The sequence below is a fragment of the Bradyrhizobium sp. 23AC genome (genome assembly GCF_054863025.1).
Map to the genome: position 1 here is coordinate 84,363 of NZ_JAVAYN010000011.1, position 23,788 is coordinate 108,150.

Below are 23,788 nucleotides of genomic sequence, written 5' to 3' on the forward strand. Positions count from 1 at the left end.
CGTTTATGCGGTTTGCAGTGGCCGCGCGTGACCGCTCTGTCTGCGGCGGTCGCGATGAGACAGGGCTTTCGGTTTTTCACATGCCTTGCAACCACCGGCCATTGCATGTGGATTTCAAACACGATTCTCCACTCTGGAATGGTTCGCGATTCCTTCGCCGGTTTGCAGCTACAGTTGATAGCTGCAGTCGCCCGCTCGCGTTTCGCGCCAAACCCAAAGCGAAGTCGGAGGGCCCCACGATTCTACGGAAGCAAGTAGCTGATATAGAAGCGGCAGGCGGTCGCCGGGTCGCGCACGGCAAACCTTGGTATAGCTTTTCCAACCCTTTGTATGCAGCAGTTCGTCATCGAACTGCTATGTCTTAACTCTAACACTCCATCTAAAATTTTGCCGCACTCCCGTGAGCAGGTAAAATCGATTGTTTAGATGAAGCACATCCACACGATGGATAAATTCGCACCATGCGTTTCAACGGCCTCGATCTAAATCTTCTCGTCGCGTTCGACGCTCTCATGACGGAGCCGAACCTCACCGCGGCGGCGCGGCGAATCAACCTGAGTCAGCCGGCCATGAGCGCGGCCGTGGCCCGGTTGCGCGCCTATTTCCGCGATGAGCTCTTTACGATGATGGGCCGCAAGCTTGTGCCCACGCCGCGAGCCGAAGCGCTTGCTGCCCCGGTTCGGGAGGCTCTGTCGCACATCCAACTCTCCATTATCTCCCCCGACGGATTCAAGCCGGCGCAGTCGACTCGTCGCTTCAGGATCATCCTGTCAGATTTCATGATGACCGTGTTTCTTCGAAAGGTCGTGGATCGCGTCGCGCAGGAAGCTCCGACCGTCTCCTTCGAATTGCTGCCACCCGAAGAGGACCCCGATCAACTTCTCCGGCGGGGTGAGATTGACTTCTTGGTTTGTCCGGAATTGTTCATGTCGCACACGCATCCCAAAATGCCGCTGTTTGACGAAAGATTCGTGTACGTCGGCTGTCCCAAGAGCAAGCAGCTAGCTGAGCCGCTTACATTGGAGCGATACTTATCGATTGGACAGGTTACGGCCAGATTTGGGCCGACGATCAGACCTTCGTTCGCTGAATGGCTTTTGCTCGAGCATGATCTCAAGATTCGCGTCGAAGTCGCTGTACCGGGCTTTAGCCTGATCCCACCCCTGATATTGGGAACTGATCGCATAGCGACAATGCCATCGAGGATGTTCAAGCATTTCAAGAACACGATGCCCTTGCGGACGATCCAAGCTCCTTTGCCGGACTTTGCGTTCACCGAATCCGTCCAGTGGCCTGCTCTTCACAACGCTGATCCGGCTAGCATTTGGATGCGCAACATTTTTGTGCAGGAGGCCTCCCGCATCGCATGAGTTCGCCTGAACTTGAATGCGCGGCGAAAATCAACCACAGCACGTGGTGATACACGATCTATCGAGTCACCGACTTGAGACGCATCCGCATGAGCGGTAGCCTGATTGGTATTTTGGCTGTCAGTGCTTGAGCCAGGCGGGATCTTCGTTGTCTACCCGGCCGACTTCGAGCAGGTTGTCCATACCGAATTCGGTGGAGGCTGCGACACCCCTTTTCTCGGAAAAAATGGAATCGGATGACGCCGTCCTCGATCTCCATTCGTCGACGAACGTCCCGCAGCCAGTCTTCGTTTCGCCGAAACACGACACCGTTTACGAGAACGCCATCGCCTGAACCTCAACGCTGGTTCGTGCTCGGTTCGGAGATCAGTGGCTTACCCCCGACCGAGACCGGCCCTTCTGGCTTAGCGGGTTGGACGGCTCGCTTGGCCGGGCTCGAAACGGGATGGGAAGGCAGGGGAGAAGAAGGCGCGAGAAGAACGGGGGCAGCGACGGCCGGTTTCTGCAACAACTCAATTCTCGATGTCAGCGCCTCAATCTGATCTGCCATGCGTTTCAAGTCGTCCTGCTGCGCACCGATGTTACGATTTATCTCTCCAATTTGATCTCTTGCCTTCTGCTGCTCGGACCGAATCTCCAAAAGTGCCTCCCTATCTTCAGGTGACAGGCCTGTCGTTGGGACGACTTCATGAGCCAACGGCTTCTCGAAAAACTCTTCGACACTGATCCAATAATAGGCTGCTCCGGCGCACAGGCCGATGGACACCGCCACGAGCCCGAAGACCGACGCAAAACGTCTTGACGACCTGTGCAAGACAGAGGGTGGTTCCAAGCTGCTCACTTGATCAATCACATTCGTCATCCCTGAGCCTGCCATTCTCATCCGTGTTGGTTTTTCTCGTGACGCGATAAAGGGCAATGGTCAAGAGCATCGGGAGCCGAGCGTGCAGCCTTGCGCAACTTTGTCTGAGCGCATGGTTTTATCCCATAAGGCGCATTAACAAGCCGGCGCGGCGAGGCCCTGATACCCATATTTCCTTGAAACTGAACGATCCGAAGTTGCGATCCAAAGCGTGAGCGGTGCCAAAGGGAGTTGCCATCTTGGCAAGATCGCTCTCGTCGAACTCCAGTGATCTCCTTGCACGAGCGTTATTGGGAGCGCCTGTCCGCTTTCGGCGCTTCTTCGCCGCAAAACGGTTCGGAGCTGTTCGAGAGCGAACCAACAGCAGGGCTGTATGCCTCGCTATCCGAAATTTAGATATCCAGTCGTGGCTTGCACGGGGGCCCGTCGAGTTCAGCCCGTTGTCGCGAGATGCCGGTATTTTCGCGGACAGTCAAATGCAGCTTTCCGCTTGCGCTTTGGCCTGCGAATCGGCGGCTGCATGAAAGAGATCGTGGGTTTCACTCCAGCGCTCCTCAATCGTTCAACGCTTTCTTGCGCAAGACGCGGTATCACGCACAAATGCTGCATCGTGAATAGAAAGACGCAGACTCCAAACCCGGTCTCGAGCCTAACTTTATCGCGACAATGGATAACTTACGTTGTGGGGCCCGCTTGTGCGCAGGGCAACCGTTAACTCGCGTCCTGATCTCGTCTTCAGGGTGTGTGCATTTCATTTGAAGACTCGGACGCCCGAAGAAGAACGCAAGGTGGTAACATAATTGATGGTGGGAGAGGTCGAACAGGTGTCTATAGAATGCGAACGTTCGGCAATCATCTGCCACCGAGGCTTTTGATCGCGGCCCGGGACTCCCTTTGCCGGAATTTACCGGCGTATGGGCTGTCTTCGCGAGACGGGTATTGCATCGTCCTGCCGCCATAGGGACATCATACGCATTCGCCAGCGCAAGGATCGATCCGATGGCGATTGATCGTGCAGACCGGCCCAATTCGAAATGGAGTTGTCAGAAATAGAAGTCACCGTCGGAGTTCAGGCCTGCAAGAATGGCTCGGCTGAGGGCCCTCCACGTTTGCAGGCTTCAATTAAAAAGCCGCGAAGGGCTTAGCTAGGCATATGCTCGATCCGGTCGTGTAAGACGCCAATGAGCATGTCCGCCTTTCCCCGTGAGAGATCAACCTCGCCTGGCGGCACGACATAGCCGCCACAATCCACCGAATGTGCTACGCACAATTTATGCAACTCTTGCATCGGATGAATTCGGGATACGGCGCCGCGGTGTGCGTCGCCGCCGAGGATCTAGCCCCGATGGGGCCGCAGGACTACCCTGCCCACGTGGACCAGCTAAGCCGTGCAATGGCAATTTGAGACGCGGGCCAATCTCTGAGAAGCCGAGCTTCAGGTACAATGCTGAGTTGGGACTGCGGCTCCACATCGGCTGCCTTGGCGCCCCGACTTCAAGTTGGCCCCAGCCTTTTGTCGCCCCAAGGGTAACGGCTGCGTCGATGAGCGCCATCGCAACACCAGATGATCGCTGGTCAGGCACCACGTAGAGCTCAGTGATAATGCCATAGGTTCCGCGCGCAAAGAGGGCGGCACTTTCCGATAGCATGATGAGGCCGACGGGGCGTTCCTCCGTAAAAGCAAGAAACCCCGAGATGCGCTCTTTCATGGCCAGCAGGTCGGCAACCAGTCGAGTATCCACTCCGGCCTGCACGTGACCGGCCCCAAGTTCGGCAAGCAGAGCACTGACCATCTGAGTCACCGTTGCGGCATCATCGACGGACACCTCACTCGTCTTCACCATGTCACATCCTCCACCACGTGGTTCAGCGGCAGCAACGGAGACAGAAGCTGCCGCAGCCATCAACTCAAAGTCGATATGCTGTTACTTTGAAAGTCCAATGACGCTTTCGTTCACACCATTGAGAGGTCGCTAGATTTTCACTTGGCGCTTAGCTGATGGTTCTGGCTCAAGACATAATCGAAACCTGCCTTCCCGCTGATCTACGCGAGCTTTCGATTGTAATCCGGCCTCAAGCTAGAGCGCTGTTTGGCCAACGCAACGGCCGGGTCACCAAACACATTCCGCATCCGATGCGGCGCCCCTATGAGTCGTTCGGTGGAATCCTGCTTTGCTTGGCGAGCTAGATGAGCTCGATCAAACTGGCGGCCAATTGACGCAGGTAGCATTTTGCTCCATGCGAGCGGGCCGGCGGGTGTTTAATGCGACGCCAAACAATCGTTTAAGTGTTTCACGATCGCCGGTGTCAGCACGAGGACACGATGTGAATTAGGTCAACAAAACGGCACGCATGTCGCATCGTGCCGGGTGGATCGGAGTTGTGGAGTTCGTAAGACATCATTCGATCTCATCACCCCACCACTATGAACGAACCGGTTGGCGCCAATAGTCTCAGAGAATGAACTACGGCGCGAGTCGAAGACGCACTCATTTTTGTCGTGGTTGAAAAACCAGCTTTCTTATATTTGCGACGAACGGATCGTTTGTTTCCTCGACCACGGTTGCAGGCATCCCTCGAATTTGGGGGAAGCTAAAGAAGCCTTGGTCGAAACACCATCTTGCGCCATCTCATCGATCCTGTTCTCCGGTCGGAGTCATTCATTGACTTGCTCGAAGCCGCTCATCGAGCCTCGTCGAGCGCGACCAGCTGTAACGTGCCGCAGTGATGGCCGCGGCGGCGTTGCGCCCGACGATCTCGGGAAGGTTTGACGGCCGAACTTGCCGATCAGGAGCACGCCCGCGCAAGCGCAGCAATGATGCGGACTGTCCGCTTTCGCGCCCTTTTTCGGCTGTCGAAGCAGGACGCGACGCCTTGAGCCAAAATGCCGCGAAGGCGTTCCGTGGGCCGTGCCGTGCTTTTGGCCGGCCCGGCAGATCCACCTCGGCCCGGTCATCGAGGCCTAAGCGGTGGAGCATGTCCTTGCCGCGCTCATTTCGACTATCGCTGTAGAATACCTCTACCACTCTCATGGCGTTCTCACCTTCGCCAGAGCCTGGAGCAGTGACGGCACCCCTCTCCCCGTCTGCGCCCAAGACTTCTTGCCGTAGGTTAAGGGTGAAGCTCGCTCAGGCCTCTTCATCCAACCAGCCGATCTTGCTCCTCAGGAACCGAAAACCAAGCACCTGAAAGCTGGCACGCTCCTTGTTGTCCCTGCCATAGCCGTGGCCCCCCGCGGCTGCCTCATACAAATAAGCCTCGTAGCCCATCACCTGCAGTTTCGCGACCATCTTGCGGGCGTGCGCCGGATGAACCCGATCGTCGCGCCGCGTGGTGGCAATCAGGATCGGCGGATAGTTTTGACTCGGTCTTGCCGCATGATAGGCGGAATACGTCTTGAGCCATTCCCACTCCGCAGGCTTGTCGGGATCACCAAATTCCGCGATCCAGCTCGCACCGGCAAGGAGCTTTGTGTAGCGACGCATGTCGATCAGAGGAATCGTGCAAAACAATGCGCCGAACCGCGCCGGATAGCGCGTGAGCATGTTGCTGATGAGGATGCCGCCGTTCGACCCACTTTCGGCGGCTATCCGCCTCGGCTCAGTCACGCCGCGACGCACCAGATCGGCGGCCACCGCCGCGAAGTCATCATGCGACAGTTTCTTGCCAGCAAGCCGTCCGGCGTCGTGCCAACGTGTGCCGAACTCGCCCCCACCGCGCAGGTTCGCCTGTACGGTCGTGCCGCCACGCTCCAACCAGAGCTTGCCCAGGGCCGAATTGTAGTACGGCCTCATCGAAAGTCCGAAGCCGCCGTAGCCGCTCATATGGACCGGCGCGTTGCCGCTCTCCGCGGCGGGACCAGTCTGCACATATGGAATCCGCTCACCATCGATCGAGATAGCCTCGTGCTGCGTAACCACAAGGCCCTCGGGGCTAAACGTCTTTGGCGCCTGCTTCAGCACGATTGGGCTCGAGACACTCCGTTCGATCAGCATCAGCGAAGGCGACGTGAGCGGATCCTGGACACAGGCAAGCAGGTCGCCGTTGCTTTCGGACCGATCGCAATCGAGGGGCCACACGTCGACGACGCCGATGCCGGGAAGGCCGCGCAGCTCCTCATGGCTCCAGCCCGCAGACGAGGGCGTCCAAGTCTCGAATGAAGGGCGCAGCTCGTCGAGGATGGAAAGCACGAGTTTGCCGCTGGCCCAGAAAAATCCCTGCAGCGCGCGGCGCGGGCGCGGCGCGAAAATGACCGTGAAGTTGCGATCGCCGGCGAGAAAGGCCGACAGCGACATGCCAAGCGCGGTGTCAGGCGCGTGGGTGACGCCGGCAATCCTCCATGCAGAGCGCAATTTGACGATTAACCAGTCCCGGTGCGCCTGGAGCCAGATGTCGGAGGGAAGATCGAGCTTCATGCTCGCGCCGGTTTCGGTCCCGGGCCAGACGTCAAGATTGAAGAAGTCCAGCTGATCGAAGAACCAGACGCGTGGCCTTTTTCCAGTCCGATCGACTTCGCAAAAGGCCCACATGCGATCGGGCGTCGTCTCGAACACCACGGCCGCGCGATCCACGGGTTCGCCGCGGCGCCACAACCGCACTGTCCTCGGATAGCCCGATGTGGTTGCCATGCCGTCTCCATGCGCGCTGGACAACAGCAGCGTATCGGGATCGACCCATGTGGCGCTACTCTTCGCTTCCAGCAGGGTGAAGCCGTCGGCCACAAAGCTTTTCGCTTTGAGGTCGAATTCGCGCAAGACGACGGCATCGCTGCCGCCGCGCGACAGGCTCACAATGGTTCGCGGATGATCTCCCGGCAGTGAAGCCGTCGCGTTCAGAAGCCAGTCCTCACCTTCCTTTGCCGCGAGCTGGTCGACATCGAGCAGGATTTCCCAGGACGGGTTCGGCTTGCGAAATTCGTCTAGCGTGGTCCGTCGCCAGAGGCCTCGTCGATTGCTGGCGTCCTTCGAGACATTGTAGAGATAGCCACCACGCCGCGCGATATAGGGAATATTGTCCGGCCGATCGTAGATCGACGCCAGCACGTCGCGATCCCGCTCGAAGGTCGCGCCGGCAAACGCTCGCAACGTCCTGTCGTTCTGCCGCTCGACAAAGTTTAGCGCGCGCCGGCCCTCTATCTCTTCCAGCCAAAGATAGGGATCATCATCGGGAGCGGAGAGCGTTGGCGCTCCAGCTTGCGACTTTGTCGGCGAGCTTGCTTTAGACACCCGTTCACTCCCAGGGCTGGCATTGGCGTTCGCTTTCGATTTGCGATCGAGGTTTGCATGATGTGGTTCGGTCGAGACACGAAGCCTACAACCTGACGCAGCATGCGATTCAAGTTCATTCTTTCGAAGTGAACGCTGCTCCGCAGATTTCATCATTGACGTTGGCGCGGCGCCCTTCAGTTCGCTGGCGAGCTGCAGTTCGTACTTGGCGCTTTTACAGTCATTCCCACGCATGCATCAGAGGGATTTCGGAAGACGCCGCAAGGATGCGACCCAAGGTCATACGCTGCAAATGGATATTGGCAAAACGGGTGATGGGCGCTGACTTCTGCGTCGCCGTCAACTACCGATATTCGTAATCAAATATGACAACAGCGCGCCGTTGCTGGTCAATGACTTCTACGGTGCAGGCTCGCGCGGCTGCTCCAGAACAATCTTCGCGTCAGCCTCTCAAAGAGTCATGCTGCGCAGCTCCGCCTAGTCGAAACAACAAAAGGGGAGCGCATCACATGAGCTAGAGGGGCGACGCATCCGTGAATGCAACACCGGATCACTAGCACGAGGGTCCGATTGCGCGGCTTACCACGATGCGGATTTACCAGGCCGCTTCGGTGATGAGCAATCATTATCGTTCCAGTACTGTGACACTGAGTGGGTGCCGTGTGAGGGCAATTGACTTGCGTCAGAATTCGAGCGGCACCATCAGTCTCGTGCTCTATTTCTGAGGGCGGTGGTGGGTCTGAAAGGCGTTCACTTCCCTGAACCATGGTTGGAATGAAGATTGGCATTGTCCGATGTACGACCATGTCGGAGACGCAACATCGCTTGTGCGAGCTGATCTTTGTATTTGCGAAGCTTTCTCTTTGGCACAGCTAATGCTTTTGGGGAATGCGCATCGCGTTGGACCGACATAGTCCTGCGGACACGCAAAGACTCTCGATTGGATGATCGGAGAGTCTAGAGCCACCGAGAAATGAAATTTGTTCATCACTCATCCTCATTCCTGACAAACCGAAATGGAGCTTTTGAACAGCCATGCCGATCCAGCAGCTGACGAACTATGTCGATGGCAATAATAGAGCCAAATGCCGAGCGCTTTATCGTGCTTTCTCCTGGGATCTTTGGGTTCGGATGTTGACACGAATCCCAACACCTTCATACCGATCGGCGGCTTGCGTTCTTGCTGCACTGCTCTCCAGTTGCAGTCTTTCGACCGGCAGCGCATTTGCCCAGACGACGCTCACGTCGGCGCCGCCCGCCAGCTTCACGCTCAGCAACGGGCTTCAGGTCGTGGTGATCCCGGACCATCGCACGCCCGTGGTCACGGAGATGATCTGGTACAAGGTCGGCTCCGCCGACGAGACGCCCGGCAAATCGGGGCTTGCCCACTTTCTCGAGCATCTGATGTTCAAGGGCACGGAAAAGCACCCGATCGGCGAATTTTCTAAGACCGTGTTTCGCGTCGGCGGCAACGAAAACGCGTTCACCTCACTTGATTACACCAGCTACTTTCAGCGCGTCCCGCGCGAGCAGCTGCCGACGGTGATGGAGTTGGAGGCCGACCGGATGACCGGCCTCGTGCTCAAGGACGAAAACGTACTGCCCGAGCGCGACGTGGTGCTCGAAGAATACAACATGAGCGTCGCCAACAGTCCCAATGAGCGTTTGAGCGAACAGATCACGACCGCGCTCTATCTCAATCATCCCTATAGCCGGCCCGTGATCGGCTGGCATCAGGAGATTGAGAAGCTCGGTCGCGAGGACGCGCTCGCCTTCTATCGTTGCTTCTACGCGCCGAACAACGCGATTGTCGTGATCGCCGGCGACGTCGAACTCCCTGAAGTCCGCTCGCTGGTCGAACGCAATTTCGGCCCCATCCCCGCTCAGCCCGCGATCCCGGCGCAGCGCGTCCGCCCGCAGGAGCCTGAACCGGAAGCCCCGCGCACTGTCACGCTGTCCGACCCGCGCGTCGAGCAGCCCGTCCTGCAGCGCTTCTACCTCGTGCCCTCGGCGAGGACGGTGGCTCCCGGGGAGAGCGCGGCAATCGCCGTGCTTGCGCAGCTGATGGGCGGCGGCAGCAACTCCTATCTGTACCGCGCCCTCGTCGCCGACAAGCCGCTCGCGGTCTCCGCCAGCGCCAGCTATTCCAGCATCTCGCTCGATCCGACCCAGTTCTCGGTCTCGGCCTCGCCGAAAGCCGGCGTCGGCTTTGCCGAGGTCGAGCAGGTGATCGACGGCGTCATCGCCGACATCGCGCAGAACCCGATCCGAGCCGAGGACCTCGAGCGAGTCAAGACGCACCTCATTGCAGGAGCGATCTACGCCCAGGACGACCAGGCGGCGCTCGCGGGCTGGTATGGCGGCGCGCTGAGCACCGGGCTCTCCGTCAAGGACATCCGAAGCTGGCCGGACCGAATTCGCGGCGTCACCGACGTACAGGTCCGTGCAGCTGCGCAAAAATGGCTCGATAAGAAGCGCTCGGTCACCGGCTATCTGATCAAGGACACCAGCACAGCCAAGACTGGCGCAAAGACTACCACCAAGCGCGAGGAGAAACGTTCGTGACCCATCCCTTCCTTCACTCCCGACGCATCGTTCTGTCGTTGGCCGCCGGCGCAGCGCTCACTTTGACTCAGATCTTCCCCTCCGAGGCCGCCGCAAAGATTCAGCGCCTGATCTCGCCGGGCGGCATCGAGGCCTGGTTCGTCCAGGACGCAACCGTGCCGCTGATCGCGATGGAATATTCCTTCGCCGGCGGCTCGGCGCAGGATCCCAGGGACAAGCCCGGCGTCGCCAATCTCGTCGGCGACCTCCTCGACGAGGGCTCCGGCCATCTCGATTCCAAGACGTTCCATGAGCGGCTCGATCGCCGCGCCATCGTGCTCTCCTTCAGCGCCAGCCGCGACACCTTCCGTGGCAGCCTGCGCATGCTGCGCGACAACAAGGACGAGGCCTTCGACCTGTTGCGCTCGGCGCTCACCTCGCCGCGTTTCGACACCGCCGACGTCGAGCGCGTTCGCTCGCACGTGATCGCCGGTCTGCGCCACCAGACCACCGACCCGACGTCGCTGGCAAACCGCAAGTTCCTGGAGGTCGCCTTCGGCGATCATCCCTACGGGCGGCAGACCGATGGCACGCTGGAGAGTGTGCCGGCCATCACGATCGACGACATGAAGGATTATGTCGGCCGCGTGCTGGCCAAGGACACACTGAAGGTGGCGGTCGTCGGAGACGTCGATCCAGACACTCTCGGCAAGTTGCTCGACGACACCTTCGGCGCCCTGCCAGCTAAGGCCAATCTGGCGCCGGTCCCCGACGTCGAAGCTGCAAAGCCGCCACAGCGCGCCTTCGTGCCGTTCGACGTGCCGCAGACCGTGATCACCTTCGGTGGTCCCGGCGTGAAGCGCAACGACCCGAACTTCATGGCAGCTGATGTCGTCAGTCACATCCTCGGCGGCGGGATGTCGTCGCGGCTCTATCGCGAGGTGCGCGAGAAGCGGGGCCTCGCCTATTCGGTGTTCGACTCGCTGCAATGGATGCAGCATTCGGCGCTGTTCATCGGTAATACTGGCACGCGCGCCGACCGCGCCGGCGACACCATCGACGTCGTCGAGAAGGAGGTACGCCGCATCGCCGAGGCGGGCCCGACGCAAAAAGAGCTCGACGAGGCCAAGTCCTACCTCAAGGGCTCGCAGATGCTGGCGCTCGACACCTCCTCCAAGCTGGCCCATGCGCTGCTGCAAGATCAGCATGATCAGCTGCCGATCGATTATATCGAGAAGCGCAACGCCATTGTCGATGCGGTCACGCTGGACGACGCCAAGGCGGCCGCCAAGCGACTGTGGGGCCAGGGCCTCCTCACCGTCATTGTCGGCCGCGCACCGCAAGCCGCGGCGCTGCCTGCCGGCGTTCCGACGCCGAAGTCAGACTGATTGGCGCACGTCGATGGCCGGGCTTGTCCCGGCCATCAACTTCAGTGACGCCGCGTTATTGATATGTATGCTTGGTAATTCTCGGCGCCCACGCTGGTACACTCTGCTCCGGGTCGTCCCGCGACATTGCCATCGCCAACCCGACATGCTGACCCGGCTTCGCCTGCGCCTCAAGCGCGGCCGGACAAAGAACAAAGCCGTCGAGCGATATCTGCTGGCGACGCTTCCCAACTGGCTACTTTATTGACGCCGGCTGGGAGCCGGCCCTTCGTTCGAAAAAGATGATCGAATCCCTATGGGATAAGCGTCGCGAGAGAGAAGTGAAACCAAGTCATGAAAGCACAAGACGCACGCCAATATGGCCCCTGACCTCAGCCCCCGCTTGCCAAAGCAGAATCTAAATGAGGCGCAGGTTTTCAGCTGATATTTTCCCCGAGCGGCCGATCTTTGGTTCATAGCTGATCTTGTCTCCTTGTGGGAGTAGGACCAAGCCAGCCCTCTGCACCGCAGAGATATGAACAAACACGTCACGGCCGCCATCGTCCGGCGCGATGTAGCCGTAGCCTTTAGTCGGGTTGAACCATCTCACGCTTCCAGTCGCCACTGTCTTTGCTCCCTAAAAACGACACTGAATCGCGCGCTGCGATCTAGCAGCCGCGTTGCTCACCTCAGCAACTCGCGTGCCGCTCCCAACGCGCTGTGAATAGTTGTAGAAGACCGTGTGTTTGGTGCGGATTTGCGGGCTTCTTTGTCTGTCGTTCTTGAGTGCCACGCAGCGAATGTCTTCAATCCGACAACCCTGGTACGACAAAATACGGAAGGCGATGACTTCGGCCGCTCTCTCCTGTAGTCATCCGTCCTGTGTAGATCACATCACGAGACTCACTGGATCGGCTCATCCAGGTGATGTTGAAGTTCGTTGCGACTGACGTTGGCAGCGACCCAATTGACCAGCAGACCTCTGCGGACCGGGCGGGCCGCTCAATCATTGGCAGACTTGAATCTTATGGGAATGGGCCATCCACTGCCAGACCACGGAACGTGTGCACTACGTTCCAGATTTTTCTTGTGACATGCTAGGCCGGTGCATTTAGATGGATCACAGGATCGGCACCGTCGAGCCGGGATGCAAACAATGCCACAAAGACTGATCCGCGTGGCTGGCCGTTGGGACTATGGGTCGTTTCAACGTTTCTTTCATTTGCCGATGGAGAGTCGATGTCTACGAGGCAAGCGGTGTGCCAGCTGAAACAGTTATTGGGGATGCTCGCTGGACTCGCCGGCATTGTTGGGATCTCCGGTGCTATCGCAGCGAGCAATCCGAGATGGGACAGCGCACAGGGATTTGGTGCTGGAACCACGGGCGGCCTGGGAGGCGAAGTTGTTCAGGTCAACTCACTCAAAGATCTGACTTATCAATTGTGTCGTTCGTATAGCTCCGGAATCTGCAAGGATGATAGTCCGCGCGTTGTCCAGATTGTCGGGACCATAGACTTCACAGGAGCGGAAGGGCGCGGCGAGGGTCCGGGTTGCCAATACAGCAACACCTGTCAGACGCCCTACAAGGGTGAATCGCTTCTCCTCCTGGATGGGCTCGACACGCACTGCGACGGCAAGCTCAAAATGGAAGTCAGCTTCGATAAAGCGGGCAAACATCCCTTGGAGGTCGGATCAAACAAGACCGTGATTGGCGTCGGATCAAGCGCTACAATCAGGGGCAAGGGACTGCGACTGAATGGTGTGAGCAACGTCATTGTCCGCAATCTGACCATCGTTGACATCAATCCCGGCATTGTCTTCGCGGGCGATGCGATTGCGATTTCGCGAGCGAACCGGGTCTGGATCGATCATAACCGTTTTCATAACATCGGGCGCCAGATGATTGCCGGCGGCCTTGGGGAGACGACGAATATCACGGTCTCGTGGAACGATTTTGATGGCAGGGATAACTACTCCTCTTATTGCAACGGAGCGCATTACTGGAACCTTCTTTTTCTTGGCAGTCCTCAGTCGATCACGGTTGCCAACAACTACTTCCATGAGGTCTCCGGACGGGCTCCGCACATTGACGGTCTACGGTCGGTCATTCACCTGGTGAACAACTACTTCCACAACACCGAGCTGCTGCAGCGCAATGGTTTCTTCCACGCGCTGGACGCCGGACCATCTGTTCAAGGCCTGATTGAGGGCAACTACTTCGACAACATTGAAACCCCGATCAGGGCCGAGAGTGGGCATGTCTTTGGCGCGCTGGGAGGCGTAAATCGAGAAATGCAAGACCTCTGCCTAGCCATGCTTGGACGCATGTGTGCGGGCAACATCGCGAGGCCCGCGCCGCGGATCAATGGATTCCGGCTGGATGAAAGCGTCATTAGATCTTTTGGCGCTCTTCCGAAGGCGGCTATTCATCGTCCCTTCCAGGCGGATGATGTCCCGGCATTGGTCACCGGCAACGCAGGTCCCGGCCACATTTGAATTTTCCGATAGGATCCAGCGAAGCTGCGACCGCGCGCACGCATCTGGCCGAAGTACCGCGGAATTCTCCCTCTTCCGGGCAGAACAATTCCCGGTCCGTGGCAGCTGCGCTTCAAAGAGCGCCTTGAGCGTTCAGGCCAGTCGATCCTCACTCCGAGACGCATCGATTTTTTTTGCAAGCGCGCAACTGCCTCGAAGCTTCGGCGGGTCTCATTCAGCCTCCTGCTCGCCCAAGTCACCGTCCACGAAACACGATATTCTCCGAACTGATTGAGACCTCATCGGCAGATGCGATCGGTTCAAAAACAAAATGCCCGGCATGTGTCGACGAAAGCAGCTCTTGCTGCGCCGCGCTGCTTCGATGGGCTAACAAAAAGACTTTCGGATGCGGCGCCCTATTCCTGCTGTTGCAACCAAAGAACGCATTTTTCCATCGTGACTGCAGGGCATTTGGCGGTCTTGCGGCGTAAATAAAGGAATATCTCAGATTTGAGAGGGCTGGCATGAGTAATTTGGATCTGCAGTCTTCCGGAGCGACGGCTTGACGCCACGCCCAAGGACCCGGGCGGCCAGTAAGAGTGTGTTATGGGGCGTGAATTCTACAGAAAACTGGCGCAGCAGGCGCGTGATCTCGCCGAGCGGGCCGATCCGTTCACCAGGCAGCGGTTGCTGAAGCTGGCCGGCAGCTACGACGTGAAGGGCGGAAATCTGGCGCGGGCGCCACGCCCGACGGAGCGTCCGCTGCCGATTCCGCGTACCGCGCCGCCCGCATCGATCTTTTCAGGTCCGGGCGAAGCTGGATGAAGTTCGGTGCAGGCCACCCGTTCGCCGATCCGGAAGCCGCGGCACGCAAGCGATCGCCGGCGGCATCGAGCCCAACCAACGGCCAGTTCCTTTGCGATGCCAGCCGCACCGGCGGCGTTTTCCAAACGGGCCTGACATTGGCGGTTGAACGGGACTGGATCAAGCGGCATGGGTCCGGAACACATTTCAGACCGGCTGAGCACGGAATTGGATCTCAACTAGTTGTCGAGCGCGAAACCAAGCGCTCTCGCTCTCGGCTGCTTCGCTTGAGCCGACTGACCTTCTTGAATTGATCGGATGCTCAGGCCGATCAGGCAAGCGAAAGCATCATCAACGAGCATTGGAAGGATGACGTCCATGATGGACGACAATTTGGCGCGCATGCGCACACATCTGAGCGCCATCCAGCGCCACCGAAGACTGCTGAAGACCAAGCTCACCGAACACGACCGGCAGTACGTCTGCAGACGCCTGTCGGAGGAAGAGTGCGCGCTCGAAAGCTTGCGAGCGTCGATCTTTCCCATGGTGTTCGAGAGCCCCAGGCCGATGATATCGGCCTCCTAGCCGGTACGGCCGTGTCGATGGCGACGGCCTACGCGCGCAGGAGCGCCGCTATGGCACTCACGTCAACGAATTCATATATCGGCTACCGATATTGGAGCCTTTTTTAGATGCGCGGCCTGCTAATCCTCTTTGTGACCTTTGTGATTATGCTGGCGGCGCGCAGCCAGCATCAGATTGGTTTCGTGCCGCGCCCAACCGCATCCATGCCACCGGTCAATGTACCCTAGAGCCGAAGGTTTGGCGCAAACAGCGCGGATTGCGCTACAACGTGCTTCCGTCTCTCTGGGAATTCGGACCGGTTTGCGTTAGGCGGAGCCTCGCTTTCCAAGTTGTCTGAGGACCTGCAGGAAGCGGGCAAGCCATGCCTCAAGCCATGCGTCAGTTGAGGCCACTTGCGCTGCTGCGATCGTGCGCGCCCTCGTCTCATCAACAAGGAAGATTTGAGGACGGCAGTTTTGGTTTCTGACTGGATCTTGCACTTCTCCCACCCTTTCGCGAGGAGCGTGGCGAGGAGGTGTCCGGACCTCCCAGGCCACGCAGCCGCAACAGCTCAGTCGGCGAGCGGCTTTGGCATGTGCAAAACAGTATCGGTTCCCGGGCAGGTTGAATTGATCTAGCGCAAACACGAGAGCCGTTCGTCTTTAACCCAGCAGATTTGTGGATGTCCCGGTCGTGTAATCCGAGAAGACCAGCTGCGTTTTTCTGGGCGCATTTTCACGGCCGCGCTTCAATGGTAGTGCAAATCGCGCGAGTTTCCTGATCGTGGTCCTCTTTTTCTCCCCCTGCGATGGAGTGTTGTCCAATCAAGCCTCTAGAGCACGCCCTCGAAACCAACGGGACCATGCGAGTAGACCGGATTATCGGCGCGGGCTGACGCCTGCCTTGATCCTGTGAATCTGCGGTCCGGCCGAATGTCCCTTTTGTGCGAGCGGATCAGGAAGCGTTTGCGCTTCTTCGCGCGTGGTCGGAGCGGCGGCGCTGCCGCCGCCCGTGCCGACCTGAGCGCGCGAGCACCGGCAGCGGGGCAGCGGGGATGGAGCACTCGGGCGAACCTTTTGCGGGCTCCGGACGCCTGGGGCGCGCTTCCATGAACTCCAAGACGGCGCGTCCCTTTTCCGTTATGCGCCACCCGCCGTTGATACGTTCAATCAAGGCTTGCGAAAAGATGTCAAGGTCGGGCACAAGCGAACCCAGTCGTCGGGTGCGTTCGGCCCAATCGCTACCGCTGGTCGCCAGGATCGCCATGTCGCGCTTCAAGTCCGCCATCACGGCAAACCCATCCGGATAGCTCACCAGGATCTTAAGAACCGTGACCTGGAAGTTCACGCGGCACCCTCTTGTGACTATCGCCACATCGTCGGCGCCTTCGAGAGCGTTTCGCGGCGAACCTGCCGTACACAGTCGGTCGACGTCTCTCCCCCGGTGGTTGCTCCCAGGACTTTTGAGGCGACATTGGTCCGGCCGCCGGTGTCGTACCGGGACACATACTCGCAGATCTCGTCAACAACCCTGCGCATCCGAGCAAGAATGACCACCTGAATGTCCATAAACTGGAATAATGGGCGGGCCATGCTGGTATAAATAGGACTGGCCGAAACCCAAACTACGCCTCGCGATCGCAAGGTGCAACGGCCCCTCGACGATACCTGCATAGTCCGAATAGCCATACCGAAGCAACTCACCGACTGGGGCGCAGACCACGTCCGTTCCGCGCAGTGCCGAGTCCTTCCCACGGCATTGCTGCCGATGACAGGCCGTTGGCTCAAGACGTCAAGAACCGCCGGCCGATCGGCGCCGATCATCAACGTCCGTATGAGTTCGCGGGATCCAGGCGGCTGCCGGTTGCTGCCGATTACCCCAAATGATGATGCAACTGCCGATCAGACGCCGACAGCGCTGTCATGACAACCATCATCATCGGCATGTCGTAGGCAGCAGCGTCACAACGGCTACGAGGCGCCATCCGCCACACCAAGGCCGCAGCCATTGTCCGGCTTAGTTCGTTTCGGCGCAGTACTACGGCCGGAAGCGCAAAGGCCACGATCGTCGCATCGCCGGAATGAATGGCGTCTTTCCTCGGGCTCGGTGAAAGCAACGTTCGGATCGCACCAATTCGCGCGCCGCGGCGTCCATTAGGGTTTGCTTTTTACTTTTGCGTTATCGATCGCGACGATTTTGACGTCTGCCGCCGACGGCCAAGCCTCGCCAGCGCCTCGACTGGCGGCAAGACGAGCGAGATCCGCTTCGTCTTCGCCAACGATCCGCACGTCTGGTCGTGACCGTCGTCCCGGACTGCGTTTCCCAACTGGCGGCTCCCTGCCAGGCGGGTCAGCACTCGTTCGGCTGACAACCAGCCGTTGGCCGATGAGCTTCTTACGGCATGCCTACGCCGGCAGTGGCAACCTCGGTCCGCCATCCGTCCTCGCACCAACGCCACGTAGCGCGATCCACGGCAGCCGACCTCATGATGTCGCGACTGCGTCTTTAGCAACCTTGAGCGGCGACGCCTTGACCGACTTGCTGGCTGGCTTGGCTGCGAATTCCATCGGCTCCTTCGTGAAAGGATTAACTCCGCTGCGGGCTTCAGTAGCAGGCTTGTTCACGACCGACATCTTGACGAAGCCGGGGATGACGAACTCGCCAGACTCGTTCAACTCCTTGTAGCCGACGGTCGCCAACTGCTCGATGACGGCCTTTACGTCACCTTTGGAAACTTGCGTTCCTTGAGCAATTGCGTCAATGAGCTCGTTCTTGGTCATCTTGGCCACGATGAATTCCTTTGTAGCGCCGAACGATACAGTGCGTGATGTATCGCCGGCTCTTTTCCTCTTGTTCGAGCACGGCAAAACTACACGAATTACTTTCATTCACTGAGGTGATGAAGTCGACCGGTTTAAAACCTATCGGAAGCAAAAACACAACGATCTTTGTTTCCAGCATTCGCTCACGCGTCACAGGTGGACGGCGAATGCCCTATTCGGTATGCAGGTGAATGCTTGAATTTGGCCGATGCAGCAGTCAGCGCAGCAATCAGAGCCAATCCCTCTTGGATCTCGCAGACGAGTGATGATCGCAGATCGAGCCTCATTTTATTTCACACTTCGTAACGCTCGCGCGGACAGGTCACCTCTGAAGGAAACTCAGGGCCCGCTAATACTGGTGGCGTCGGGACAGAAGCACAAAGCTGATCCCCTCTCTCTTACCGGCGATGCCCTAGAGAGATGCCGAGCTTGATTGCCTTTTGACGGAGAGAACCTTCCGTCCTTTTCATAGACTTTGCGATCTTCGCTACCGGCACCCTAGCCTTGGAGTGCGCGCGAAGCTCTTTGACGTCCGCCTTCGTGTACTCGCGGCGGACTACCTTCTTCACTTTCTTCGCCATTGGAAATCTCCACTCGTTGTTGAGCGGGGCTTCTAGCACGAAAGATCAAATTGGCAATGTTGCGACGCGTCGCATTTCGTGCGATTTATAAACCGCTTTTGCGAATTCACTTCCGTCCTGATATCTGCAAAAGTGCTGCCTTCTATTCAGTCAACTACAATTGAAACACTGAAGGGTTTTCCGGACGAATGACGGCCCGATGTTCGGAGGCGCGCCATAGTAGCGCCGTCAAGTGTGACTCGCATGCGATAGGAGCGATGTGGCACTGGGACCTGGTCGCGCGGCGCTGAATCATCGGTGTGCGCCTGCACTCGGATGCAGTCACTCAGGAAACGAATTCCTAGCTCACCTCAATCTCGGCGGCCTCGTTGTCGGTCAGTTTGGCAAATTCCTTTTCCCAGCCACGTATCGACAGAACACCCTTGTTCTGGTGGAGAAGCGAAATAATAGATCGACAGTGCCGCCCCGCATGTCGACGATCTCCGTCACGCTACGCCTGAACGTATCCTAAGATACCAGATATCTCGTCTCCACCGGAAGATCTGTATCGATTGTCCTTGCCACGCCATTCATAGAGAAATTCGGCGTGAGGCGTGGCAGTGGCATCGAAGAAGCGTTGGAAATCTGCCGTCTCGTTGAGGACGCGAACACTCCGTTCGCCCGTCGCCTTCCATTTGATGAAGGGGAGCAGGCGGACAGAATAGCTTTCAAGACTCCGCTGATAAGCGTTGATGTTGTCCAAAATGGCCGCGGAGACCGGAAACATCATGCCCGGCGGATTGAAGCCGCGTTCCGCCAGAACGTAATCGATCAGTTAGCGATGAAGGCGGCCGTAGCGAACTTGGTGTTGAGCACGGCTTGGCATGAAAAGGCGTAATTTTCCATGAAATCCATGACTTTTACGCCATTTTCGTGAGATATAGAGCCCCGAAGTGACAAGAGGGGTGGTGCGGAACAGCCATTTCCTTGCTGACCTGATGGATAGGGCACGGTCGTTTGGGCAGGAAATGCGCCGATGCAAACCGCGTGACATTCATAATGGCCATCAGTCAGCCGCACTTCGCCAGCAGCGGTGTCAGGATCAGATCATTCAGGAGGCGGTGCATTTGCGCTCAGTTGGGTCGGCTCAAGCTGGGGTTTGAAGGCGAGCAGACGAGCGCCGGCCGCCCTCGCGTTTGGACCGCGGCGCAAACGACCTTTTCCAAGTCGAAGGCGTTCTGACTATCTGCGCAAATTCAGCACCGTCAGAAAGCATTCGCCCTGCTCGCGGGCGACGCGCCGGCGCTGACGGCGTACGCGCCGACCGTGATGCGTCAACGCGGCAAGCTGCGATGGGCAAAGTCTGGAGCACTCAGGTTGAGCTTTTTCGGCCGCCGCGTTGAATCCCTACGACGAGCTTCCATACTCTCCGACACGGCGCGTCCTGTTTTCGGTTGTGCAGCACCCGCGGTTCGTACGCTCGATCAGCGCTTATGAAAAAATGTCAGATTGGGAATGTGCGAAGCCGGTCGTCTGGCCTCCGGCCCAAATCCTGGCCGCTGGTCGCCAAGATCGCATTGGCGTGCTGGAGGCCCGCCATCGCGGCGAGCCAACGCGTGCCCTTAAAGCGGCTCGCGTTCGCATAAACCCTCAAGTCCGTCAGCTGACGGTCAGCTACGCTGACTATGACCCCTCGCCGGCTTGACCAGCCTTAGTGCTGTAAACGATTCACAGAGAGGAACCTGATCCACCATGGACCGCCGAACCGACCGTTACTTCGACCTTAAATGGCGCGCCGGCGATGCAAGCCGAGGTTGTCCGCTGGGCGATTCCGACGAACGGAACTGGATCGGACCAAGGTAGAGCGTCTCCTTGATGCAAAGCTGTCAGAGGTCTTCGAAGCAGTCAAAGCGATCCTACATTGATCTGGCAACGAGCCGCAGGATGTCCAGCTAGAACATCATCTAGGTCGACAGCGGAGTTCAGCTATGACGAGACCGTTCCGTGATGTTCCGAGTTTCTCGACATGAGCCGAGCTCACTTCCTGCCTCGTGCTGCAAAAGCCTGATCGTCTGGCTGCGCGCGACCTCGGCCGCTGAGGAGCGGGAACGAGCCGAGGAAGACATTTATCGCGGCACTCTCGGGCAACAATCGAGCCCGGGAACTAGGCGCTGCGCCGCACGAGACTTCCCGGCGGCATGTGACGGCTGATGATCGGAGCTTGTCCACACCAAGATCGTGACCGCTCGGTGGCGGGCGCGATCGTTCTGGTCGACGAGATCGGCCCCTCGTCGACAATTGAAGCACACGAAATAGGAGATGAATGATGCACTGGCGCACACCAAAACTACACCTGAACGAGGGCGATGGCTATTTATCTCCTGATGCCTCCCAACCCCTGAGGACTTGGACTCGGTGGCCGCTCGCGGCACTTCTCCTCAGCTTGGTGCTTTGGGGCGCTCTCTTGCTCTTCGCCACGTTCTCGTGAGCGCCATGCCACTCACCGGCTCCGGCGCTCCCGAGCGACGTGCACGAGCAAGCATCCTCGATGGATCGAGATATCAGCCAGGTTTCGAGTTCAGCGACACGCCCTCTTCAGCGCCGAAAAAGCTATGTGCGTTTCACAAGCAATCGTTGGTTTTAGGACTGCCTCGTGCTGGTCGCAATGCCGTTGTCAGTACGATTCGCAGCTAGACGCGATCGAGCCAAGCTCGTCCCGCCATGGGCGCGACCAAGGCCGCCAGCTGCGTCGATGCGGTTGGTCGGCCCGGGCCGCATACGGAAACTGCCGAGAGCGCAACTCTCCTGAACGATCATGCAGCAGCGCCTGCTTGCGCTCTCTAACGCCAAAGGCGCAAGTTCCCGCATGACCGTCATCCGGACTCATTTAGCGCCTGCGGGCGGCGACCATGTTCATGCAGCCTGTCGCTGGAGCTGGCAGCGAGCGCACGCGATGTCCAACCCGACCTTTCTCGGAAGCTTGCACAGCGCTTGCAGCTCCTGAAGCACATTTCGTCAGAAGGCCGCTCCTGACCGACCTCTATCCGTGTTTGTGCCATGCACCATCGAGATGCCGCAGCTTTGGAGTTCGGTTCACTCCGATTGAAGAAGATCGCGAGACATTAGTCGTGCCATCGACACATTGATCATCGATCTGAAAAATCGGTGCTGGCGTTTTGCGCGAGAACAAGGCGGCCCCGGTTCAGGTGTCGTAGTTTGGATTAATCCCGAGTGGCACGCCGGGACCTGCGCTGGTTGCGAGGTCACGCACTGCCGGGCCGTTTTCCTGTTCACCCGAGCCCAGCAGCATGGGGCAGATATGCGCACCATCACTTTCCTCTGCCCGATCACACGAGTTGTGGTTCAGCATCGGCTAATCGACGACGAAGCTGCCGAACACCAGTTTCAAGGCGTGTTTTGCCCCGCCTGTTCCCAGCTGCACTTCGTAGATCGCAAGACCGGAAAGCTGCTAGGCAGGAAGACGAATGACAGCGCGTCCTCACAGAGCGGCTGAAGTACGGCGCCGCCGAAAATCCGCTGGCGATACGCGAGCATTTGGCTTCCGAGTTCCATCAGTCTTGAGGTGCAATAGTCAGCATGAGGAGAGTTCAACGGCGGGCTTTTTGCATAGAGCCACCACGTGATCAGCCTGCTCGGCACATTTCGTTTCCTAAATGCGTTGAAAGAACACCGGACCTTAGGCTCGCAATTTTGCACTACGAGAAAATTCGCCGGATGCCCGTGGCGGCAAGTCTCTACAGTGACATTGGGTGAACGCGGCCTGCTACCGTGTGAAGTCGGTGCGCTGGCGTAGGCTGCGGCGGCGGACGTACCGGCGGCACCACAAACACCGAGCGAAGCGAAGCAATCCAGAGTCCTTCCGCGGTAACAGTCCGGATTGCTTCGTCGCTTCGCTCCTCGCAACGATGAGGAGGAGAGAGGGGGAGCACTAGCAATGATCGACCACATCCCCGTCGGCGTCAGCGATCTCAAACGCTCTGCAAGATTTTACGACGCCACGCTGCTGCCCGCGGGCTCCCGCGCCTGGTCACACGGCACTGCACAATTGGCTTCCGCAAGGCCTATCCGGAGTTCTGGATCAATCTGCGCGAGGCGATACGGTACGGAGCACCGGAGAGCGGCGTGCATATCTGCCTGCGGGCGAAGATTACGGCCGAGGTCGACGCGTTTCATGCCGCAGCCCTTGCGACCCGCGGCGCATCCGACGGCGCGCCGGGCATCCGCCGGCACGACCGCATGCGTTACTACGCAGCGTTCGCCTTCGATCCGATGGCAACCGGATCGAAACGGCGACGTTTCCGGCGGAAGAATCTTAGAGCTTCCGCACGATGTCCGGCGCGAGCTGCTTTTCCGCCTCGGCGATCTGGGCCGCCGCCGATTTCAGCTTCGGCAGGATGTCCTCGACGCAATCGGCCTTGAGGATATCGACGGAAAAGCCGGTGCGGATGAACTCGATCTGGCGCATGTGCGACAGCAGCAACAACAGCGGCTCCCAGAAATTGGCGATATTGGCGAGGAGCACCGGCTTGGCGTGACGGCCGAGCTGCTTCCAGGTCAGTTGCTCGACCAGCTCCTCCAGCGTGCCGACGCCGCCCGGCAGTGCCACGAAGGCGTCGGAGCGCTCGAACATCAACCGCTTGCGCTCGTGCATGTCGGGCGTGATGATCATTTCCTGCACGCGGGTCAGCGCATTCTCGCGCTTCCGCAGGAATTCGGGAATGATGCCGGTTACCATGCCGCCGTGATCGAGCACGGAGGTGGCGACCGAGCCCATCAGGCCAAGCGAACCGCCGCCATAGACCAGGCGGATGTTGTTCTCGGCGAGCGCCTTGCCGAATGCCTTGGCGCCTTCGATGAAGTGGGAATTGGTCCCGGGACCGGAGCCGCAATAGACACAGACGGTTTTGATCGTGCTCATTGGTACCATGATGCTTTGCAGCGAAGTCTTTCGCTAGTCCAAGGTGTTGCGTTGAATGACGGGAGCCAGTTTACATCTGAACAGGCAAGCTTTGGGTTGACGACTCCTGATCGCAAGCGGCGCTCTTCGGCAACGCGACCGCACGAGCAAATGTGTTGCACCTTCGTCCGGGGCAACGGATCTCCTGGCCAGATTGCAGACCTGAATTCTTTGACTGTCGCGTCATTGCAGTTTCGATTGACGGTCGCAGGTGTCG

At 58.6% G+C, this 23,788-nt stretch carries 18 protein-coding genes and 1 pseudogene; 9 read left to right on the forward strand and 10 right to left on the reverse strand.

Annotated features, from left to right (window positions below):
* Nucleotides 1–461: 461 nt before the first annotated feature.
* Nucleotides 462–1,370 carry a LysR family transcriptional regulator gene (locus RAD10_RS24435; protein ID WP_270163055.1) on the forward strand — a complete coding sequence of 303 codons (909 nt, stop codon included), beginning with the start codon at nt 462–464 and terminating at the stop codon, nt 1,368–1,370.
* Nucleotides 1,371–1,707: 337 nt separating this feature from the next.
* Here the strand turns inward: RAD10_RS24435 and RAD10_RS24440 are convergent, their stop codons facing one another.
* From RAD10_RS24440 to RAD10_RS24455, 4 genes are all read right to left on the reverse strand, one after another.
* A complete protein-coding gene (locus tag RAD10_RS24440; RefSeq protein ID WP_461619519.1) occupies nt 1,708–2,232 on the reverse strand; it encodes a hypothetical protein in 525 nt (174 codons plus the stop codon).
* 1,271 nt (nt 2,233–3,503) lie between these two features.
* Entirely contained in the window at nt 3,504–4,076 is a 573-nt protein-coding gene (locus tag RAD10_RS24445) for a GNAT family N-acetyltransferase (protein WP_027544434.1), read from the reverse strand.
* A gap of 816 nt (nt 4,077–4,892) precedes the next feature.
* Nucleotides 4,893–5,264, reverse strand: a complete 372-nt coding sequence (locus RAD10_RS24450; RefSeq protein WP_270163057.1) for a hypothetical protein — start codon at nt 5,262–5,264, stop codon at nt 4,893–4,895.
* A 96-nt stretch (nt 5,265–5,360) separates the two neighbouring features.
* Nucleotides 5,361–7,691, reverse strand: coding sequence for a prolyl oligopeptidase family serine peptidase (locus RAD10_RS24455; RefSeq protein ID WP_461619520.1), 2,331 nt, complete (start codon nt 7,689–7,691; stop codon nt 5,361–5,363).
* Nucleotides 7,692–8,588: 897 nt separating this feature from the next.
* Here RAD10_RS24455 and RAD10_RS24460 point away from each other — a divergent pair.
* Together RAD10_RS24460 and RAD10_RS24465 are read left to right on the forward strand one after the other, a co-directional pair.
* Entirely contained in the window at nt 8,589–10,022 is a 1,434-nt protein-coding gene (locus RAD10_RS24460; protein ID WP_461619521.1) for a M16 family metallopeptidase, read from the forward strand.
* Complete coding sequence (locus RAD10_RS24465) at nt 10,019–11,389, forward strand: M16 family metallopeptidase (protein WP_270163060.1); 1,371 nt, start codon at nt 10,019–10,021, stop codon at nt 11,387–11,389. The genes RAD10_RS24460 and RAD10_RS24465 overlap by 4 nt, the downstream gene beginning before the upstream one ends.
* A 397-nt stretch (nt 11,390–11,786) precedes the next feature.
* Here RAD10_RS24465 and RAD10_RS24470 read toward each other — a convergent pair whose 3' ends face one another.
* Nucleotides 11,787–11,993, reverse strand: coding sequence for a cold-shock protein (locus tag RAD10_RS24470; RefSeq protein WP_084302129.1), 207 nt, complete (start codon nt 11,991–11,993; stop codon nt 11,787–11,789).
* A gap of 614 nt (nt 11,994–12,607) precedes the next feature.
* On the opposite strand from RAD10_RS24470, the gene RAD10_RS24475 reads away from it, so the two are divergent.
* From RAD10_RS24475 to RAD10_RS24490, 4 genes are all read left to right on the forward strand, one after another.
* Complete coding sequence (locus RAD10_RS24475; protein ID WP_270163062.1) at nt 12,608–13,864, forward strand: pectate lyase family protein; 1,257 nt, start codon at nt 12,608–12,610, stop codon at nt 13,862–13,864.
* Nucleotides 13,865–14,449: 585 nt separating this feature from the next.
* Complete coding sequence (locus RAD10_RS24480) at nt 14,450–14,668, forward strand: hypothetical protein (RefSeq protein ID WP_270163064.1); 219 nt, start codon at nt 14,450–14,452, stop codon at nt 14,666–14,668.
* The gene (locus tag RAD10_RS24485) at nt 14,665–14,961 is read left to right on the forward strand and encodes a hypothetical protein (protein WP_156936865.1); all 297 of its coding nucleotides are present in this window, start codon (nt 14,665–14,667) and stop codon (nt 14,959–14,961) included. The genes RAD10_RS24480 and RAD10_RS24485 overlap by 4 nt, the downstream gene beginning before the upstream one ends.
* Nucleotides 14,962–15,025: 64 nt before the next feature.
* The gene (locus RAD10_RS24490; protein ID WP_027544430.1) at nt 15,026–15,232 is read left to right on the forward strand and encodes a hypothetical protein; all 207 of its coding nucleotides are present in this window, start codon (nt 15,026–15,028) and stop codon (nt 15,230–15,232) included.
* A gap of 933 nt (nt 15,233–16,165) precedes the next feature.
* Here RAD10_RS24490 and RAD10_RS24495 read toward each other — a convergent pair.
* Complete coding sequence (locus RAD10_RS24495; RefSeq protein WP_270163065.1) at nt 16,166–16,558, reverse strand: hypothetical protein; 393 nt, start codon at nt 16,556–16,558, stop codon at nt 16,166–16,168.
* Nucleotides 16,559–17,295: 737 nt separating this feature from the next.
* Here RAD10_RS24495 and RAD10_RS24500 point away from each other — a divergent pair.
* The gene (locus RAD10_RS24500; protein ID WP_270163067.1) at nt 17,296–17,511 is read left to right on the forward strand and encodes a hypothetical protein; all 216 of its coding nucleotides are present in this window, start codon (nt 17,296–17,298) and stop codon (nt 17,509–17,511) included.
* A 183-nt stretch (nt 17,512–17,694) separates the two neighbouring features.
* Here the strand turns inward: RAD10_RS24500 and RAD10_RS24505 are convergent, their stop codons facing one another.
* The 3 genes from RAD10_RS24505 to RAD10_RS24515 form a co-directional block, all read right to left on the reverse strand.
* The gene (locus RAD10_RS24505) at nt 17,695–18,000 is read right to left on the reverse strand and encodes an HU family DNA-binding protein (protein WP_270163068.1); all 306 of its coding nucleotides are present in this window, start codon (nt 17,998–18,000) and stop codon (nt 17,695–17,697) included.
* A gap of 431 nt (nt 18,001–18,431) precedes the next feature.
* The gene (locus RAD10_RS24510; protein ID WP_027544425.1) at nt 18,432–18,614 is read right to left on the reverse strand and encodes a hypothetical protein; all 183 of its coding nucleotides are present in this window, start codon (nt 18,612–18,614) and stop codon (nt 18,432–18,434) included.
* Between the two features lie 490 nt (nt 18,615–19,104).
* Complete coding sequence (locus RAD10_RS24515; protein WP_270163069.1) at nt 19,105–19,383, reverse strand: hypothetical protein; 279 nt, start codon at nt 19,381–19,383, stop codon at nt 19,105–19,107.
* Between the two features lie 3,165 nt (nt 19,384–22,548).
* Between RAD10_RS24515 and RAD10_RS24520 the strand changes: the two are divergent.
* Nucleotides 22,549–22,930: pseudogene (locus RAD10_RS24520) on the forward strand (VOC family protein).
* Here RAD10_RS24520 and RAD10_RS24525 read toward each other — a convergent pair.
* On the reverse strand, nt 22,927–23,532 hold the full coding sequence (locus RAD10_RS24525) for an LOG family protein (RefSeq protein ID WP_270163070.1): 606 nt from the start codon (nt 23,530–23,532) through the stop codon (nt 22,927–22,929). The pseudogene RAD10_RS24520 and the gene RAD10_RS24525 sit on opposite strands and share 4 nt — an antisense overlap.
* Nucleotides 23,533–23,788: the final 256 nt, after the last annotated feature.

Bases quoted from the DNA above. Each gene is read 5' to 3' on its own strand.
- RAD10_RS24435 (WP_270163055.1), top strand. From the start codon at position 462: ATGCGTTTCAACGGCCTCGATCTAAATCTTCTCGTCGCGTTCGACGCT.
- RAD10_RS24440 (WP_461619519.1), bottom strand. From the start codon at position 2,232: ATGACGAATGTGATTGATCAAGTGAGCAGCTTGGAACCACCCTCTGTC.
- RAD10_RS24445 (WP_027544434.1), bottom strand. From the start codon at position 4,076: ATGGTGAAGACGAGTGAGGTGTCCGTCGATGATGCCGCAACGGTGACT.
- RAD10_RS24450 (WP_270163057.1), bottom strand. From the start codon at position 5,264: ATGAGAGTGGTAGAGGTATTCTACAGCGATAGTCGAAATGAGCGCGGC.
- RAD10_RS24455 (WP_461619520.1), bottom strand. From the start codon at position 7,691: ATGCGTGGGAATGACTGTAAAAGCGCCAAGTACGAACTGCAGCTCGCC.
- RAD10_RS24460 (WP_461619521.1), top strand. From the start codon at position 8,589: ATGTTGACACGAATCCCAACACCTTCATACCGATCGGCGGCTTGCGTT.
- RAD10_RS24475 (WP_270163062.1), top strand. From the start codon at position 12,608: ATGTCTACGAGGCAAGCGGTGTGCCAGCTGAAACAGTTATTGGGGATG.
- RAD10_RS24480 (WP_270163064.1), top strand. From the start codon at position 14,450: ATGGGGCGTGAATTCTACAGAAAACTGGCGCAGCAGGCGCGTGATCTC.
- RAD10_RS24485 (WP_156936865.1), top strand. From the start codon at position 14,665: ATGAAGTTCGGTGCAGGCCACCCGTTCGCCGATCCGGAAGCCGCGGCA.
- RAD10_RS24490 (WP_027544430.1), top strand. From the start codon at position 15,026: ATGATGGACGACAATTTGGCGCGCATGCGCACACATCTGAGCGCCATC.
- RAD10_RS24500 (WP_270163067.1), top strand. From the start codon at position 17,296: ATGGCGTCTTTCCTCGGGCTCGGTGAAAGCAACGTTCGGATCGCACCA.
- RAD10_RS24510 (WP_027544425.1), bottom strand. From the start codon at position 18,614: ATGGCGAAGAAAGTGAAGAAGGTAGTCCGCCGCGAGTACACGAAGGCG.
- RAD10_RS24515 (WP_270163069.1), bottom strand. From the start codon at position 19,383: ATGATGTTTCCGGTCTCCGCGGCCATTTTGGACAACATCAACGCTTAT.
- RAD10_RS24525 (WP_270163070.1), bottom strand. From the start codon at position 23,532: ATGAGCACGATCAAAACCGTCTGTGTCTATTGCGGCTCCGGTCCCGGG.